Raw genomic sequence first — 18,229 nt, 5'->3', positions numbered from 1 at the left:
GTGTAAATGAATTGTCTTACAGCTCATATTGATTCGTCTTTCATTTATCTTACACGCTTGTAAGTTTTCTAAAAAAACTGATAATAAAACTATTTTCAAACTAAAATTAGCGCATAACTATCTTATAATAATTGTATAGTAGTAGGAAATACAATGTATAATAAATCTTTATTATATAAATGAGTAAAAGACCGATTGCTATCGGTCTTTTACTACCCAACGTTATATTTTTATCCACTCAGATTTTCTCAATATATAATGATTATATATTTGATTTTCTATCCTCTGTTGGCTCTTATAAATAAACCCGCATTTTTCAATAACTTTATTTGATGCTACATTGTTAATTAAAGCAATTGCGTTAAGGACATTTAAATTTGTTTCTTTAAACAAAAAGTCAATTAAACCTTTAGTCGCTTTTGTAGCATAGCCATGATTTTGATGTTCATTTGAGATAGCATACATTATCTCTCTGTTTGGTGAAGAGAGTTCTTCTTTCATACCTGTGCAGCACCATCCAATAAATTCATTTGTGGTTTTCTTAAATATTCCTAGTCTTAATATGTGATCATCTATGTTAGTCGTAGTTCTCACTGCATGAAGAAACGCTTTATTTTCTGGTATTTCATAATTTACAACCCAATTAACCCTTTGTTCTTTCATCGATTTCCAGTCCGGTAAAAATTTTTCTATTTCCGGTTGATTGGATATGTTATAAATACTCTCTGCATCTTTGACCGTAAACTCTTGTAGGTATATATCTCCACAATCTATTTTAAATAACTTAGTGAATCTCTCTTCATCCATGTTAATCCCCCTTACTTACATTAAAGCTCCTTAATCTGCTTCGTAAGTTCCATAAACCGTTCATCCAGTGCTTTATATTCTTTGTCGTTAGAAGTTAAAAAGCTTAATTTCCCTAGTACTTCTTGTCTCTCTGTTTCTAACGTTAAACGTAGCTCTTCAATATCATCTCTTGTTTTCGTAGGTTCTTCTAGCTGCTTTTGTATCGTATTGTTTGAAAACACGAGTTTTGTGTTAGTTGTTTTCTCCAAAAAATATCGATCGTGAGATACAATTACTAATGTTCCGTTATACTCAGCTAATGTATTTTCAAGTTGTTCACGTGAAGGTAGATCCAAGTGATTCGTCGGTTCGTCTAAAATGAGTACATCTTTTTCATCTAAAATATAAGCCATTAGCTTACATTTTACTCTTTCTCCCATACTCATATGCTCAATCGGCTCTTTCCATTGAGAAGCTTGGAACCCTAAATGTTTCATTAAATTTTGGACTTTTCCTCTTTCTTCAAACGTCTCTTTAAAAAATAAATTTTCTGGTGTTTTATCAAGCGGTAAATCAAAAACTTCTTGTGTTAAATAGCCGATGTTTGCAGATGGTGAAATCCATATTTCTCCTTCAGCAGTTTCCGTTCCCATAATCATCTTCAGTAATGTTGTTTTCCCACTACCGTTTGGTCCAACAATCGCAACTTTCTCACCGTGCTGAATTGTAAAATTAACGTTTTCAAATAATACTTTCCCATGAAAGTCTTTTTTTAATTGCTTCACTTCTAAAAAACGTTTTCCTACTTTTTTGTTCGCTTGAATAGAAAACTCAACTGAATACTCTTCTTTCACACGTTCTACTTTCGCTTTCTCCAGCTCTTTTTCAAGTCGTTTTCGTTTTGACTTCACTTGTGCATCCATTCGCTTCGCTTTTACACGATAGAATTCTTTCACACCTTCTTGTTTTGTAGACTGCGCGTGTGCCTTTTGTGACCATGAACTCAATTCTTTTATATGTGTTTCTACTTGTTCTATCTTTTTTTGCTGCTTTTCATATTCACGCTGCTGCGACTTTCTTTTTTGCTCACGTGCTTTCATGTAGCTCGTATAATTACCACTATGCTCAATTAATTTTTTGTCCTCAATTGACCATATCTTTGTTGCGACAACATCTAAAAAATATCGATCATGCGATACAACGATAACTGTACCTTTCATGTTTTTTATTTGTTTAATGAGAAATCCCGTACTGATCTCATCTAAATGATTTGTCGGTTCGTCTAATATTAAGACATTAGGATTTTCAGCAAATCCTTTTGCTAATCGAATTTTCAGCTTTTCACCACCACTTAAAGTATGAAAATCGTTCGTTGGCACGCCCCATTTCGCAAGAAGTTCTGCTTCTTTTGCAATTACATCATTACTAATAAAAGATTCTATTTCTTGCTCAACATATGCTGTTGTCATATTCATTTGCATCCATTCAACAGTACCTTTTGAAGGTTCAATCTTCCCGTTTATTAATTGAAGTAACGTTGATTTACCAGCACCATTTTTACCGATTAATCCGATAACATCCCCTTGTTTTACTGTCACATTCATTTTCTCTAACAACATATTTTCTTTTATTTCAACATAAACATCATTTAATTTTAATAGTTCTTTCATAAATATCGATCCCTTTCATTAAGGGAGAATAAAAAAATCCTCCCAAATAAATTTGGCAGGATTAGTCATTACATTATTTATACCCAAATAAGCTATTGCGCAATATAAATAGCAATACCGTTGTTTGGAATTGGGCAGACTAATCCTATTTTTTAGAAATTGAAATTTATTGAATTTCAACATTTAAAAATAAGATTAGTTAATCATCGTCCACCCATCATTCCTTTCCGTCATTAATAACCATATTGTACCATACTAGTACTGTATGAGTAAATGCAATTATTTGTGCTGTTAAAAAGATCGCTTTCTTTTAGGCTTATTTATCATTTCTTAGCTTCATATTGAACAAGCACAAATTACATTGATTGTAATACGTCCTTTAGATTTCCCCAGTAGTAAACTTCTAAGCACTCTCTCTTATATAAATTTTATATAAAAACAAAATGTTATTCGTTATCCAATAACCACTTATTGTTTTTCGATAAATTTTTATTGATTATTCCCTTGTGATAAGCTATTATATCTTTACAGAAAATAATAATGTAAGGATTGATTTTATGGACAGGACATTAAAAATCACAAAGTTAAATATGTTTTTAATGATTTTTCTCATCCCGATTATAGTAGGGATAATTGTTGGTATACTAACTAAATTGGGGCAAAGTATACTTCCTGGACATTGGAATTCATTAGCTAATCTAGGAAGCGTTTGGTTAGTTCCATCCTTTTTTGTGGCTAGCTTTAGTTATTCTAAGCGTACAGCTATACTTTCTGGTATCCTTGCACTATTCGGAATGGTATTAGGCTACTATGGTTATGCAATAGTTATTAAAAATATAGCTCACTCTATTTATTTTATATCTGTATGGATTGTATGTGCATGTATAGGAGGAACTATCTTTGGAATTGCAGGTTTTCTATGGAAAGATACTACAAATCCACTTCATAAATTCGGAAGCTCACTTATTAGTGGAGTTTTTGTAACAGATGGACTTCACATTCTTTTAAATTTTGAAGACTATAGTCACATGTTACCTGTTGGATATACCGAAGTCATAGTCGGGATTATCTTGATTCTTGTATTAGAACGCTCTAATGCTCATCGAATTTCTTCTTTCTTAATGATGATTCCTATCACTATTTTGGGATTAATTGGATATAAATTATTAAGTTTGTTTACTTAATTAAAATTCATAAAGCTAGCTCTTTTAAAGGGCGAGCTTTTTTCTTACAATAAACTATTTATATATTAATAAATTATTAAATCCCTCTCATTTAACAGCCTTATTTATTATTGTGTCATTACACATACTTACACGACCTTTTATTAGAATCATACCAGTCTTGTATATCATTTCATTTAATCCATATAAAGTAAGGCTAAAAAACTTATTTCAAAAGTTCTTTAGCCTGAGTCATTTTACACATTAAAAAATATAATACGTACAACGGTACCTTTACCAACTTCTGAATAGATTTCTACACTATGTCCTAATTGCTTCGTAATTTCATATACGAGATATAGCCCCATTCCAGTTGATTCTTTAAAATCTCTACCGTTTTCTCCTGTAAAGAAAGGTTTGAATACTCTTGGTAAATCTTGCTTCGGTATACCTACACCATTATCAGCAATTTCAAGTATAACATTATTACCTTCCTTACAAGCTTTCACTTTAATTTTCTCTCTACTACCTGATGAATATTTAATCGCATTCGATAGTATTTGTCCGATTAAAAATTGTAACCATTTCGCATCACTTTCTACAGTAATGTCCTTATCAATTTCAAGCTCTGGATATACAAAATTTCGGATAAAGAAACGTTTATGCTCATGTACCGAATCATTCACTATTTTATGTAGTTGTACTCTTTCTACATAAAAATCTTGTGTAAATGCTTCTAAACGTGCGACATACAGAGCCATTTCTAATCCCTTTTTTAATCGATCAGTTTCCTCATTTATACTTTCAAAACGTGAATCTACTTCATCCTGTGTAATTAATTCTATTACAGATAAAGGTGTTTTCATTTGATGAATCCACTGATTCATAAAGGTTAAATGGTCATTATTTTTTCTCTCTTGCATTTGCAGCTGATTTTGATAATGTCGATATTGCACCTCAAGTAGTTCTTGAAGAGCAGCCGATACAGCTGCAAAATCAGATTTTTGAACAGATTCATCCAAAGATTGCATCGGGTTTGCTAGGCGCTCATAAAAAGAACGATGTGTAAAATAACGAAACACTAAATAACTTCCCATAAAGAAAACACCTAGAAACATTGCATATAACGCCGTTGTAATATGATTATGCCCATCAAACCAATATACGAGAAATATAGCTAGTAGTTGAATTATGGTAAAGCAAATAAGTGGTATATGATCACGTATAAACAACCTTATCATTTTTCTATACCATTATCCCAAGTAATATGAAATCTATATCCAACACTACGAATCGTTTCAATCGCACCTTCTATATGCAACGTTTGTAACTTTTTACGCACACGTGTTGTATTTACACTTAATGTATTATCATCAACATAAGATTCACTATCCCATAATTTATTAAGTAACACTTCTCTACTCACAACACGCGGATAATTTTTCATTAATGTCTCTAATAAAATGGCTTCGTTTCTCGTTATATCAATCTCGTCATTTCTAAGTTTCAATACAAGTCTTTCAGGATATAAACAAAGACCTTGTTGTTCAATCATTCGTTCTTCTAATTTCGGTGCATAATCTCCATATGCACGTCTTAAATGACTACGAATTTTCGCCACTACAACTTCATAATGAAAAGGCTTCGGAATAAAATCATCGCCACCGTTTTCTAACGCCATAACTTGATCCATCGTGCCTTCACGGGCCGAAATGAATAGTATCGGACATGTTGAAACTCCCCGAATTTGACGACACCAAAAGTACCCATCAAAACTCGGTAAATTAATATCTAATAAAACTAACTCTGGTTGTTCTTCTAAAAAAATGTTTAATACATTTTGAAAGTCCGATACAATAACTCCTTGATAACCATATTTCGCAACATGTGTCGATAATAGTTCTGCAATTTTCATATCGTCTTCTACAATCATAATTTTGACCATTATTGAACTCCTTTTTAATCCACAATCTCAAATATACTTATATAAAATAAATACTACCTCTTTTCACAAAATCAGTAAATTAAAAAAAGGATGCTTTTATACAAAAGTATCCTTTTTCGTCCCTTATCTATTTAATGTGAAATTTACTAAAAGTAAATCCTAGTTTCTCCACATAATCCATTCCTAGTTCCATACGCGCTGTTTTCAGCGGATCCACAACTTGGCAAACTTTTAAATTACCTACTGCCGATAATAAAAGCGTTGCATCAGCTTTAGACATTGCTAATTCTTCATGTAAAAATGTCACCATATTACGTACAGCACGATTTGCTGCATCATCTAACAATTTCTCTGAAGCAATCGTCATCATTTTTTCTTTTTGAATAGCCATTGGTAATGGCCATTGTTTTCCTTTTATAATTTGAACTGTTACCGTTACCTCACCAGCAACCTCTACACCACTAACACCAATTTCACCATCACCCATTGCTGCGTGTAAATCACCTAATGCTAATAGTGCTCCTGGGACATTAACTGGTAGTAGTAATGTTGTTCCTTCTTTAATTTCTTTACAGTCCATATTCCCGCCGTGATCATGCGGTTTGCCACATGAAATGCTCTCTTCTTTCGGTGCAGTACCAATTACCCCAATCATTGGATTAATCGGGATTTGTAGTTCACTTGAAAACAAAACATATTCATTATGTATTGGGACAATTTTCACTGTATTTTCATTTAACTCATCACCCATTACACCAAGGTTTGCACCTGTAGTTAAAACGCCCTGCTCTGCAATTTCAATTTTTTCAATCGTTACGACTAATATATCGCCAGGTTCTGCTCCTTTAACATATACAGGTCCAGTCGCTGGATTAATTCGGTTCCAATCTAATTCTTGTAACACAACATCTTCAGAATCGATTTGATTTTCAAAGCAATCATATGTTTCAAATACAAGACTGCTCCCAATTTCTACTTCCATACACGGCTTATTTTCTGGTGACATTGAGTAAATGATATGGTCTTTATGAATTCGATACATAATACCTCTCCCTTTTATATTTATCTACTATTACTAATTAGCTTTTTTTATACAAGCTCCTCTTAAAATTAAATGTTATTTTTATGTAAAAAAGCACGCAGATTGTTTTATAACATACACTCTTTACTATAACAGAAAGGTGGTATCACTATGCCCCTTATTCCATACAACGAAAGTGATGTTGATTTACTAGCTCGATTAATTCGTGCTGAAGCTGAAGGCGAAGGTCGCCAAGGTGAGGAGTTAGTTGGCTGCGTAGTAGTAAACCGTGTATTTTGTGATTGCTTAGATTTTAAACAACTCCGTACCGTACGAGACGCTGTATATCAAAGCCCCGGCGGATTTGAAGCAGTACAATATGGATATTTTTATCAACGCGCTCGTGAATCAGAAAAAGAAATCGCACGAAAAGTTTTACAAGGTCAATGGCGCTGGCCTGCACGATGGGCTCTTTGGTATTTCCGTCCAGTTGGAGCTTGTCCGCCTGAATGGTATAATCAGCCATTTGTAGGACAGTTTAAAAGCCATTGTTTTTATGAACCAAGTGGTGATGAATGTCCGAAAATGTATTCACGATAGTAAAATTTGCAACGCAAGTACTTAGAAATTTTGGTACTTGCGTTGCTTTTAACTGTGTTTTAGAAATCTAATAGTGTGATGAAATTTTCTATGCCTACTACATGTATTAATAATGGTATACGAGGACCATTTGATTGATTCATAATGAGCTTATATATAATAGTGAATAATTGTTTTTGATTTTCTTTCATTATTTTTTTATTTTCATGATGACAAATCCCATATAATTGCTCCATTAAGTTAGAGTAATCTTTATTAGAACGAAGTATTTTACAAACTTCTACTAGCCATTCTTTCTGCCTTTCATCTAATGTGTAGTAAAACTCTGCATTTTTCTCCTCATTTACCGCGATTAATTTTTCAGATTGAAAGTTTCTTATCCAATACTCTGCGCGATTACTTATCGCTCTCATTTCATCTAATGCATAGCTCCTATCTATTTTCTTTAATATCCCCTGTAAAATAGTTGAATCAAAATTTAATAATGGTAACGTTCCTGCTACTTGATTAAATTTCGGATATTCTTTAATCTCACTATCAACTCTAGAGATTTTAATTGCATCAAATAAATCTTCATTTTTGAGCGTTTTATTTTCATAACTATCTTTCAATCGCTCATACTCTGTATAATTACGAATCACATCTTCATCCAACCCAATATGAAAAGCAGCGCCTGGTTTGTATTTTGCAAACATAAAGAGAATTACTTCTGGTATATACACTTTCAATAAATTGCTTGGTGTAATACTATTCCCTGAAGAACTAGACATTTTTTCATGATTCCCTTTAATACCAATAAAATCGTAAGCAACGTAATGAGGCACTTCTCGATTGAATATTTTCCTTGCAATTTCTTTTGATACATTATAACTACCCGTTTCTGATGAATGATCTCTACCGCCCGGTTCAAAAATAACATCCTCTATCATCCATCTCATCGGCCAATCGATTTTCCAGTTTAGTTTCATTTTATTTGTATTTAATACGGATAACTCTTTTTCATTTCCGCATTCACATTCATACCGGACTGTTTTTAATACTTCATCAAAATGTGTAATAGTTGTTGTATCTTTTCCGCATCTCTCACAATATAATGTAGCTGGATAAAAGCTCTCTCGCTCTTCTTCACTACACTCTCTAGTTTTAAAACCCATTAAAATATCATATATTTCTTTTCGTTTATACAAGGCCTCTAATATATTTTTGTTATACCTTCCGCTTCTATATTCATCATGTTGATAAATAAATTCTACTTCAATTCCAAATGCTTGAAGCGATTTTTCAAACTCTTTTTCAAAATGCTCCGCATACGAGTTATGACATCCATACGGATCTGGAATATCACAGTATGGCATACCAATATACTTTGCAAAAGATGGATCAATATTTTTTGGAACTTTTCTAAACCTATCATAATCATCCCACGAAAATATAAAACGAGTCTTTTTCCCTAAATCTTGAAGTGCTCTTACTACGAAATAAGTCGTTACGATTTCACGAAAGTTCCCAATATGAACAGAACCTGACGGACTAATTCCAGATGCACAAACAAACATTTCTTTATTTGGATGTTTCCTAATTAATTCATGTGCTACTTCATACGCCCAATGCATATATTACTCACCTCAATTATTTTTTGTTTCTCATTTCCAGTTTTATGCAACAAAAAAACTCCCACCCCCAAGATTATTCATCTTGAGGACGAGAGTTGTTAGCTTCGCGGTACCACCTCAGTTTGTTAATATGTCACCATATTAACCTCTTCAGGTACGGCAAAATATGCTTATACCCTATCTCTATAACGGGAGAACCCGTCGCACCATCCCTAAATAAATTAGTTCCTTGCGCAGCTCCAAGTCTTTTTTCATTAAGATGTATACCGCTCTTTCTCAGCTACCAGAGCTCTCTGTACGTATTCTTTCTTAACTACTCTTCTCTTCTATGCCTTAAATATTAGTTTTTTAATATGATAATTTATAACACTTTTATTGTCAAACTTTTCCGAATCGAAATCGTAAAATTATCTAAAAAAATTCTTTATCGCTTCTAATTGAATTTTGTGGCTACACTCATCACAACAATATGCCCCTTTTGGTTTCTCTTTAAATCGCTTATATTTTTCACTGCCTTCGTAAACACGAAATATATTCTTACAAGAAAAGCAAACAATCTCATAAAACATCATATGCATTTTCCTCTCCTTGTTTATACACTTTTTTAATCACTTGAGAAGGTCATTTTTCTACAGTATAAATTTTAATATCCTTTGACTAAAAGGTTTACCTCTATTCTTATCGAATTATATTAATATCTTATAACGCGAGGTGAACATCTTGTTCAGTAATATAGAATTAGTTTTAGATGCTAAAGCAAGTTTAGCCGAAGGACCATGTTGGAATGGAAAAAAGCAACTTTTATATTGGGTTGATATTATGGAGAGAAAATTATGCATATATAATCCTACCGCTAATACGAACCGAGTAATTGTTCTCAATCAACAAATTGGCTGTGTTGTTCCATATTTAGAGGATGTACTACTCTTAGCTATGGAAAACGGCTTTTATTCTATTAATGTAAATACAGAAAAACTGACACATATTTTTGACCCTGAACCACATTTAATAGAAAATCGTTTCAATGATGGAAAATGTGATCCAGCTGGTCGTTTCTGGGCAGGTTCTACAGATACATACGGTATGAATGCTGCAGGTTCCTTGTATTGTTTACATCATAATTTAAGTGTAGAGAAAAAAGTTTCACATGTAAATACATCAAATGGAATTGCTTGGTCACCTGATCATACATACTTTTACTTTATAGATACACCTACTAAAAAAGTGGTTCGCTATCAATATAATATACGTACTGGAGACATTCATAATCCAAGTGATGTAATCAATTTCTCTGAAAATGATGGTCTACCTGATGGTATGACAATTGACGAAGAAGGTTGTTTATGGATTGCACATTGGGGAGGTTCAAAAATAACTAGATGGAATCCCTTTACTGGAGAACAAATATTAAGCATTCCAATTCCCGCGTTATATGTAACATCATGTACATTTGGTGGGCCTAATTTAACAGATTTATATGTTACAACAGCCAGAACAAGAATGAGTGATAACGAATTAAAAGAGTATCCACATGCTGGTGGTATTTTTCGAATTCAAACAAATGTTAAAGGCTGTCCCACCTATTCATTTTGCAATAAAAATATTGGAGCTGAAACAATGTGAACCGTATCGATTACATAAGACAAGAAGAAAAGAAATATCACGACCTTTGCTATGAACAATATAAACTGTTTGAAGCTGGCTCTTGGCTTTTCAAACCAGTTAAAACGGTTATGGACTTGATGAACCACTTTGACGGACAAAACAACTTGCAAGTACTTGACCTTGGCTCTGGCGTTGGGAGAAATAGCATTCCAATTGCAAAAAAAATAAAAAATACTAGCGGCACCGTTACATGTGTTGATTTACTTAATTCCGCTTTAACAAAGCTACAAATTTATAGCAAAGAACATGATGTATTCGAGGCTATAAAAACAGAAGAAGCAGCAATTGAAAACTATCATATTGACTCTAACGCTTATGATTATATCGTTGCAGTATCAAGTTTAGAACATTTCAGATCAGAAGAAGATTTTAAAAATGTACTCCACTCTATGAAAAGAGGTACAAAAAACGGCGGTATTAATTGTTTAATTATTAACTCTAACATACAAGAAATTGATTCAATAACGAATGAAGAATTAGAAGCTTTAATTGAAATTAATCTTTCAACCGAAGAAATGATAAGTACTTTAAAAAGCATTTATAAAGAATGGAAAGAACTAAAAGTTGAAATAAAAGAATTAGCTTATGATATTGTTCGAAATGAAAGACACATTCAATTAAAAACAAATGCTATATCGTTTGTAGTTCAGAAATAATCGTATAATAAAGATATGATTATTTCTCTCAGATTTATTTTTATTGCACGAAATTTGCAACTATAAATATTTATGAAACAAAAAATAAAAGAGCACTTGTTTCCGCAAGTGCTCTTTTGGGGATTTTGAGATACCCTATTAACGAAAGTTAAGGTTACTTAAAGTTAAAAGGTATTTATATTATATGCTTGTCCTTTTTATTTGTGCATAATCAATATATAAACATCTTTAATCATTCTTAATAACTTTTAGTTATCGTTCTTTCTTACATTTTATCATTAAGAAATTGATTGAAGGTTTATTTGCCATGTTCTTATTTGGTTCATCAATTTCCGAAACTTGTACTAATCTATATTGATTAAAATCTTTTTTTATAGATTCAGAATCATAAAAGAACATTTTTACACCGTCCATTATCTCATAATAATCTTTATCCAACTGTTTTCCTTTTCCGTACATGGGAGCTTTTTTAGAAACAGTTGTAAAAACCATATATCCGCCTGGTTTTAACTGATTATAACAATCTTCAATAAATTTCTCTCTTTCCTGTTCATTCAACAAATGAAGAAGTGCATGACTAAATATCCCATCATACAGTTTATTATCAAAAGGCATTTCGTTTACTGAACCGTGATACATACTAACATCTTCTAGTCCGTTTTCTCTTGCTAAATCGATTGCTGTTTTCGAAATTTCAATACCTGTTACATTTATACCATTATCGATAAAAACCTTTGCATTTCTTCCATATCCAATACCCGGAACTAATATATTCTTAACGTTCTTTTCAAGAAAAAAATCTTTTGTCAAAATTGCAGATTCTGTAGGTTCAAATCCCCACATCGTTTGTTTTTCGATAAAACTTGATTCCCAAAATTCCATTATGTATCTATCTCCTTATTTTCAATCCATTTTTAGTATCACATGAAAAACTTATAAATTTTAACGCTGCGTCTACCTATGCCAAATTAGTTTTTTACCACATTCACTATAAGTCCATTGAATATAGCACAATTATAAGCCTATATCTATTATAATGATTGGTTTAAAATCCACCCTATTTTATTAATCCTTACGTTTGTAGAAAAATAAAAAAGCCAATACTTCCGTTATAGTATTGGCTTTTTCTCACGAGAAATTATCTTTTTATATTGTACCGATCTAATACTTTTTCTAACATTTCTAAAGTTATTGGTTGTGCTTCTTTTATTAATTGATAACCAATACGACCATTCGGTTCCGCTGTAACTTGCTGTAAACTCTTTACGTCATGAATCCCTTTTTCTCTTAATTGCATATAAAGTTGTTGTTCCGACATTTTTGCCTGCATCAAATTCTCTTTTACAATCTCTCCGTTTTCAACAATTATAATGCTACTTCCATTTAAAAATTGTTCCACCTTCCTTGATTTCAATTCAAAGAAATGAATGATAAGTAATATGCTTGCAAATATGATAGCCGCGAATATAGATGGGACTACTTTTCTACTTAATACAGGTTCTACAATAATACGGCCAATTGATACAACTATAATGATTTCAGCTCTTGTCATTTGGCTCACAGATGTACTACCTGTCATTTTCAAAACAATTATTCCAGTAAAAGTTAATATAATACTTTCCCAAATTATATTCATAATAACCCAATCCTTTAATGGTGTATTTTACTATCATTGCCATTAAAGGTGTGTTTTACTTACCTATTAAATTGTTAAATCCTTCAGACCATGATGGAAATAAAGGTGTCCATCCATACTCTTTACGTGCCTTATTATTGGAAGCTCCTCTTTCCCAACTATTTTTCCCATCTTGAACTTTAGGCTTATGTGCCCCTATCGCTGCTGCATATATTGGTAACCATTCTTTACTAGTTGCTGGATAATTATCTACAATATTTACGATTCCTGAAGGCCAATTAAGGGATAGCATAGTAGCTCTTGCAGCATCTTCAACATGTATAAACGAGCTTATCCCGTCTGATGCGATAATTTCATTATTACGAACTTGATTTGCTATTAATCCGTTTTCCGCATACCATGTTCCTGGTCCGTATAATGTGCCGTAACGAAGTATAACCGATTCAGGTAACTCAGTAACAGCTTTTTCTAATTTCAATATGCCATTAACAGTGACTTGCCGAGGCATAGAAGCAGTAATATGTAGTGAGTCTTTTTCAGTCGCAAATGTATCCCCTGGTTCATACGCCCATGAAATACTTTGAGCGATTATTTTCTGTACCCCTACATTTTTAGCGGCATCGACAAGGTTACGAGTGCCTTTTGTTCTAATTTTTGCATTATCCTCAAAATTCCATGATGACAATGACGTTAATTGATGAATAACTACATCGGGATTTGTTTCTTCTAATACAGAAAATACAGCCTCTCTATTAAGTACATCAGCTATTACTGGTATGGCACCCACCCTTTTCATTGCTTCTACTTGCGAAGTATTACGAATCATCGCAAACACCGTATGCCCATTTTTTATTAACATTGGCAATAAAGAACGTCCTATTACACCAGTTGCACCTGCTACAAATATTTTCATATATGTTCCTCCTCATTTAATAATCATAAATGTGACGAAACATTTGTAAGGTATGTGACAAATATTTGCTCATTTTTTTCGTTATTCATATGAAACATATACTTTTAATGGTTTAATTATCCCTAAACTCAATTCATCAAAGCATTGTATGAGTGAAGTATAATGTATTTCATGTTGAAAGATCTCCTCTATAAATGGTGTTTTTCCTATTTCTTCAAAAAACCAATCTGCATGTTTTTGATAATCGTATCCGTCACTTGATCCAATAATTTGCAATTCTTTCTGATAAAAGTTAGCAGTTAATGTTAGTTCTTCTATATTACCATCAGACAGTATACATATTTTACCATTAGTTTTAAGAGCTTTTTGCAAAGTATGGAACCCACTATTTGTAGCAGAACATTCGAAACCATAATTATATGTTTCTATTATTTTCTCTTCTGAATCATATATGTTTTTCGTACCAAACTTCTTTGCAAAATCTCTTCTATTTTTATTAGGCTCAACAACATCCACGTGCTCAATGCCTACATAGTATTTTAAGAAATAACAAGCGAGTAAACCAATAACTCCCATTCCAATTATAAGTACTTTTTCATCCTGTCGCGGGTTTAGTTTCAATACTCCTTTAGCGGCATCACATGAAAGAATAGATAATAAAGCAATTTTAGGTTGTATAGAACTAGGCACTCGAATTACTTTATGCGCCTTAACTATCCCTATCGTTTCATGTCCATAAAAAGAAACTACTTTATCACCTACGTTTACATGTGTTACTTGATTACCAACTTCAATCACTTCACCATAACTTTCATATCCAGTTTTTCTTGGATAAAAAGGATGCGGATCTGTAACATCGGATCCATTATACTGTGGTAACTCGGCCCCAATGCTTATCGATCCTGCGATTGTTTTAACGATAATTTCATCGTCCTGTATGTCCTTAATTTCATTTGTTTCCCACTTAAGTTGTTTCGCACCTTCTAAAACTAACTTATATTGTTCCATTCATATCCTCTCACTTTATAAAAATATATTCTCACTAAATTTCAAACAATGTATAATAGATTCATCCAAAATTAAAGCTATAGCGTTGGCTAGCACCCAACAGTGATAACATGATAATTGAATTTGATGGATATAGAATAAACGAGTATGTTATTGGCCGTAACTGTTCTATTAACGAATTAATAACGATGTATTTAAATGTAAAAAATGAAGAGATATCTAATGAGGATCTGCTAAGCTTATTTTGTGTACGCTATCATTACAAAAAAATTCCAAAGTTACTACAAGAAGACGTCATAAGCAATGTTGTCATTGATTTAGATACGGACTATATTTATATCCCAAATAGATAACAGTAAACTAAATTGAATGATTAGTATTTACGATTCAGCTAAGTGTTTAATAAAATAAGTAATTGCCCAAATTAATGTCGCAAATTGAGTGACAAAATACATTGTCCATTCAAAGCCAGTCAATTTTCTCTCTCGTTTAACCTTCTTTAAGTATCTGTAAAATATGAATGTACTTAAAAACATAAGTAACAATGATAATTGTTGTAAATCATCGACTATACGTACCGCCATAGACTCGATCTCCCTCCTATTCAAAATATAAATTATAATTTAATGATAGCATCTAACAGTAAAATATTAACATTAGTTTAACAAAACTTTAAAAATGTATAAGACTATGTATAAATACAACAATTTCCTAATCATAATTTTATAATTTATCTTTTAACGTTGAATTCTCAGCAGTTCATACTCAAACCAATCGATTTTATTATCTATTGAATTTACTGATAAAAAAATTATTTTAATACCCATCTTTTTTACCATTATTTAGGTTTTTAATGTGCTATTATATATTTATAATTAACAAGAAATAAGAAAGAAGGGGTTGTTGTGGAAACAAAGATTTTGGAAACTGAGAAAAACATTGCTTCGAAATCTCTTTTGGCTTTTAGTTTATTAATTACTACCGGGATTGTATATCAAATTTTTGCGGTTTATTTAGGGGGGAATCTACCCCAATTGTTAGGAATACTTATTGAAGCTTTATGGAACCTTGTATTATGTGGAATTATAGGATACTATTTTTTAGGAAAAATATCATTAGAGCAATTTAAACATTTTCGTTTTAAAACTTTACTTTGGGGTGTGCCTTTAACTATTATCGTGGGTATGGGTTCCAGTTTAATATTCAGTTACATTTTTGAACCTGCAACTAAAAATTCTGTTGCTGAAGTAATAAGTATTTATATGATTTTATTCCGTATACCATTTATGTTAATGGGTGAAGAATTGATTTGTACTAATATAATTATTGCATTACAAAAATTAGGATTGAAATTTAGTACAGCATCCATAATATGTAGTTTATTGTTCGCTTTATGGCATATTCCAGCTTACGGTTTTGTGCCAATGCAATTATTAATAACTATAATCCCAGTTAGATTAGCACTAAATTATATATGGAAAAATTCAAAAAGTGTTTGGGTGAGTTGGATTTGCCACTTTATTTTTGATTGTATTTCATTTTTACCAATGCTTTTCAAATAACTATTTTGATAGTTAAGAGAAGTTCATTATTTGTGTACAGTATAAAAAATAGAGCACTCGGCTCTAGAGTGCTCTTAAAAATATTAATTTTGATTCAAAACATTCTCCTCAAAATAATTACTCCCAATATTTTGTTCATTTTCTAACGCTACTACTGTTTTTCCAGCGTATCTGTTGCCCCAGTCACAATTGTTACTTCCCTTTGTAATGGTTTCATTTTATTCAGCCTCATTTTTATAATTCAACTGTATAACTTTTGATATATGTTCTCTTTCATATTTCCTTGTGTGGACTCTGTTATTTGGAGTAACTAATTGCAACAAAATGTCATCACAAACACCATCCGCAATTTCAAATTCACCTTTTCATGTGAAATACTATGCATTTTATTTTTAATTGAATTTTCACATCTGCTATAGGTCGGTTATTTTAATATACGATAATACCTTTTGAATACTCAGTAATTGCTATGCATTGATCATCTTCTTTATAATATTTCGTAACTACCAACGCTCCAATTACTATGGCAATAGCTACAAACAAGGTTATTATTTTTCGCCTCACAATAAACCTTCCTATACGTATTATTCTTTTTTAAATTGAAAATCTAAACGCCCTGATTGCTTGATTTCCTCAATTACTTTACGAATACCTTCTTCAATCTTATCTTCTTTTACATTCGAAACATTTAACTTTAACAGTTTTTCTTTAGGAAAATTCCTCATATAATTCTTATCAATAGTATCGACACTTATTTGCCTGCCACCTAATTTTTGTATAAGTGTTTCTGTAACTGTGTTTTTCTGCATTTCTAAACAAGTGTGTATTCCAAATGTGTTTTGTCTATTATATGTAAATAATGATGGATCTTCATTTTGCACTTTTTCTAATGTTTCTGCTAGTTTTATTGATCTATTATAGTAGGAAGAATTAATTTTACTTTTATGACGTTCAAACATACCGCTCTTTATATAAATTTCTAAAGCCGCTTGAGAAATCATCGGACTATCAATATCTAGTATCTTTTTGTATGTATAGAACGCATTTGCAATGGATGGTGGAATGACCGCAACTCCAACCCGTAAACCTGGAAAAATAATCTTCGAATAACTTTTCAAATATATGACATGACTACAATTATCCAAGCTATATAATGGATCTGCTTTTGAATCAGTTTCTAAATCTGCTAAATAATCATCTTCCACTATAAATACATTGTATCTCTTAGCCAATAGTGTGATTTTTTCTTTCTCATCTTTAGAATAAGACGTTCCAAGCGGATGATGATATCTCGGTATCGTATAGAAGAATTTTATTTTTCCGGTTTGAAATATTTGCTCCAATTCATTCAAATCGATACCTTCATTCGTACGTTTAATACCGATTACAGGAACTTTATTTATTTCTAGATAATCAATATATAGATGATATGTTGGTTGTTCAATTAATACAGTTTCATTTCCATTCGGAAATGGTATAGAAGTTAATATAGCAAGTGCCTGCTGAACACCTGATGTTATAAAAATATTTTCTTCTTTTGTAAAGACTTGATAATTTGCTAGTTGTTTTTGAATAACTGGTATTAAAGATGGTAAGCCTTTCGGCGTTCCATATACAAACAAATCATTTTTATACGTATCAATAGCCTTATTAATACAATGTTGAAAATCTAAATACGGAAAAACATCTGGATCTGGTGCTGAGGAGGCAAAATCAATTATCTCGTTATTTTCTATAGTACTCTCTGATTTTTTAACAACGTAGTATCCACTTTGAGGGACAGAATATATAATGTGACGCTTTTCTAATTCATGAAGCGCACGTATAACTGTTGCCTTATTACATTCATATTGCGTAACGAGTGACCGTATAGACGGTAATTTCTTTCCTTCTCTTATTTCTCCATTTTTAATCATATTTTCTATGTCGTTTAAAATATGTAAATACTTATACATCTTACACCTCCTTCAGTAATTCTATATTTAATTATA

Annotated in this window: 19 protein-coding genes, 1 pseudogene and 1 other annotated feature; of the genes and pseudogenes, 6 read left to right on the top strand and 14 right to left on the bottom strand. The window is 31.9% G+C overall.

From position 1 onward, the window contains the following. Positions 1-222 precede the first annotated feature (222 nt). Both ACX9TM_RS13100 and abc-f read right to left on the bottom strand, forming a co-directional pair. Positions 223-807: a GNAT family N-acetyltransferase gene (locus tag ACX9TM_RS13100; RefSeq protein ID WP_000343078.1), complete on the bottom strand. Its 585-nt coding sequence runs from the start codon at positions 805-807 to the stop codon at positions 223-225. Between the two features lie 20 nt (positions 808-827). Further along, positions 828-2,456: a ribosomal protection-like ABC-F family protein gene (gene abc-f, locus ACX9TM_RS13095; RefSeq protein WP_000661373.1), complete on the bottom strand. Its 1,629-nt coding sequence runs from the start codon at positions 2,454-2,456 to the stop codon at positions 828-830. A gap of 557 nt (positions 2,457-3,013) precedes the next feature. Here abc-f and ACX9TM_RS13090 point away from each other — a divergent pair. Continuing rightward, entirely contained in the window at positions 3,014-3,640 is a 627-nt protein-coding gene (locus ACX9TM_RS13090; RefSeq protein WP_000376264.1) for a DUF6518 family protein, read from the top strand. A gap of 236 nt (positions 3,641-3,876) precedes the next feature. Here ACX9TM_RS13090 and ACX9TM_RS13085 read toward each other — a convergent pair whose 3' ends face one another. The 3 genes from ACX9TM_RS13085 to ACX9TM_RS13075 all read right to left on the bottom strand — a co-directional run bounded on the left by ACX9TM_RS13085 (position 3,877) and on the right by ACX9TM_RS13075 (position 6,606). Continuing rightward, positions 3,877-4,860: a sensor histidine kinase gene (locus tag ACX9TM_RS13085; protein WP_002183605.1), complete on the bottom strand. Its 984-nt coding sequence runs from the start codon at positions 4,858-4,860 to the stop codon at positions 3,877-3,879. Next, positions 4,857-5,564: a response regulator transcription factor gene (locus ACX9TM_RS13080; RefSeq protein ID WP_000238994.1), complete on the bottom strand. Its 708-nt coding sequence runs from the start codon at positions 5,562-5,564 to the stop codon at positions 4,857-4,859. Before ACX9TM_RS13080 ends, ACX9TM_RS13085 begins: the two co-directional genes overlap by 4 nt. Before the next feature lie 127 nt (positions 5,565-5,691). Further along, positions 5,692-6,606, bottom strand: coding sequence for an acetamidase/formamidase family protein (locus ACX9TM_RS13075; RefSeq protein WP_000285667.1), 915 nt, complete (start codon positions 6,604-6,606; stop codon positions 5,692-5,694). A gap of 150 nt (positions 6,607-6,756) precedes the next feature. Between ACX9TM_RS13075 and ACX9TM_RS13070 the strand changes: the two genes are divergently transcribed. Beyond that, on the top strand, positions 6,757-7,185 hold the full coding sequence (locus tag ACX9TM_RS13070) for a cell wall hydrolase (RefSeq protein WP_001128402.1): 429 nt from the start codon (positions 6,757-6,759) through the stop codon (positions 7,183-7,185). 59 nt (positions 7,186-7,244) lie between these two features. On the opposite strand, the gene lysS is transcribed toward ACX9TM_RS13070, so the two are convergent. Both lysS and ACX9TM_RS13060 read right to left on the bottom strand, forming a co-directional pair. After that, the gene (gene lysS, locus ACX9TM_RS13065; RefSeq protein WP_000558598.1) at positions 7,245-8,798 is read right to left on the bottom strand and encodes a lysine--tRNA ligase; all 1,554 of its coding nucleotides are present in this window, start codon (positions 8,796-8,798) and stop codon (positions 7,245-7,247) included. Positions 8,799-8,879: 81 nt separating this feature from the next. After that, positions 8,880-9,136 (bottom strand) — a binding site (T-box leader). Between the two features lie 69 nt (positions 9,137-9,205). Further along, complete coding sequence (locus ACX9TM_RS13060) at positions 9,206-9,376, bottom strand: DUF2197 domain-containing protein (protein ID WP_000551042.1); 171 nt, start codon at positions 9,374-9,376, stop codon at positions 9,206-9,208. Between the two features lie 142 nt (positions 9,377-9,518). Between ACX9TM_RS13060 and ACX9TM_RS13055 the strand changes: the two genes are divergently transcribed. Together ACX9TM_RS13055 and ACX9TM_RS13050 are read left to right on the top strand one after the other, a co-directional pair. Further along, positions 9,519-10,421, top strand: a complete 903-nt coding sequence (locus ACX9TM_RS13055; RefSeq protein ID WP_000492432.1) for an SMP-30/gluconolactonase/LRE family protein — start codon at positions 9,519-9,521, stop codon at positions 10,419-10,421. Beyond that, entirely contained in the window at positions 10,418-11,119 is a 702-nt protein-coding gene (locus ACX9TM_RS13050) for a class I SAM-dependent methyltransferase (protein WP_001079448.1), read from the top strand. The genes ACX9TM_RS13055 and ACX9TM_RS13050 overlap by 4 nt, the downstream gene beginning before the upstream one ends. 252 nt (positions 11,120-11,371) lie before the next feature. On the opposite strand, the gene ACX9TM_RS13045 is transcribed toward ACX9TM_RS13050, so the two are convergent. From ACX9TM_RS13045 to ACX9TM_RS13030, 4 genes are all read right to left on the bottom strand, one after another. Beyond that, positions 11,372-12,001 carry a class I SAM-dependent methyltransferase gene (locus tag ACX9TM_RS13045; protein WP_000397610.1) on the bottom strand — a complete coding sequence of 210 codons (630 nt, stop codon included), beginning with the start codon at positions 11,999-12,001 and terminating at the stop codon, positions 11,372-11,374. Between the two features lie 256 nt (positions 12,002-12,257). Further along, a complete protein-coding gene (locus ACX9TM_RS13040) occupies positions 12,258-12,755 on the bottom strand; it encodes a DUF421 domain-containing protein (RefSeq protein WP_001021703.1) in 498 nt (165 codons plus the stop codon). A gap of 55 nt (positions 12,756-12,810) precedes the next feature. Beyond that, positions 12,811-13,668, bottom strand: a complete 858-nt coding sequence (locus ACX9TM_RS13035) for an NAD-dependent epimerase/dehydratase family protein (protein ID WP_061457223.1) — start codon at positions 13,666-13,668, stop codon at positions 12,811-12,813. An 81-nt stretch (positions 13,669-13,749) separates the two neighbouring features. Beyond that, complete coding sequence (locus ACX9TM_RS13030; protein WP_000438854.1) at positions 13,750-14,676, bottom strand: zinc-binding dehydrogenase; 927 nt, start codon at positions 14,674-14,676, stop codon at positions 13,750-13,752. Between the two features lie 110 nt (positions 14,677-14,786). Between ACX9TM_RS13030 and ACX9TM_RS13025 the strand changes: the two genes are divergently transcribed. Next, positions 14,787-15,029 carry a hypothetical protein gene (locus ACX9TM_RS13025; protein WP_002195526.1) on the top strand — a complete coding sequence of 81 codons (243 nt, stop codon included), beginning with the start codon at positions 14,787-14,789 and terminating at the stop codon, positions 15,027-15,029. Positions 15,030-15,056: 27 nt separating this feature from the next. Here the strand turns inward: ACX9TM_RS13025 and ACX9TM_RS13020 are convergent, their stop codons facing one another. Further along, the gene (locus ACX9TM_RS13020; protein ID WP_000290886.1) at positions 15,057-15,260 is read right to left on the bottom strand and encodes a hypothetical protein; all 204 of its coding nucleotides are present in this window, start codon (positions 15,258-15,260) and stop codon (positions 15,057-15,059) included. 321 nt (positions 15,261-15,581) lie between these two features. Between ACX9TM_RS13020 and ACX9TM_RS13015 the strand changes: the two genes are divergently transcribed. Continuing rightward, the gene (locus ACX9TM_RS13015; protein WP_000448287.1) at positions 15,582-16,238 is read left to right on the top strand and encodes a CPBP family intramembrane glutamic endopeptidase; all 657 of its coding nucleotides are present in this window, start codon (positions 15,582-15,584) and stop codon (positions 16,236-16,238) included. 218 nt (positions 16,239-16,456) lie between these two features. On the opposite strand, the pseudogene ACX9TM_RS13010 reads toward ACX9TM_RS13015, so the two are convergent. Then, positions 16,457-16,802: pseudogene (locus ACX9TM_RS13010) on the bottom strand (carboxypeptidase regulatory-like domain-containing protein). A 20-nt stretch (positions 16,803-16,822) separates the two neighbouring features. Continuing rightward, positions 16,823-18,193, bottom strand: a complete 1,371-nt coding sequence (locus ACX9TM_RS13005; protein ID WP_000280110.1) for an aminotransferase-like domain-containing protein — start codon at positions 18,191-18,193, stop codon at positions 16,823-16,825. Between the last annotated feature and the right edge of the window lie 36 nt (positions 18,194-18,229).

It is taken from the genome of Bacillus sp. LH1 (assembly GCF_057924895.1).
The sequence above is the reverse complement of the archived record's forward strand: the minus strand, read 5'-3'. Positions and strand labels throughout refer to the sequence as shown.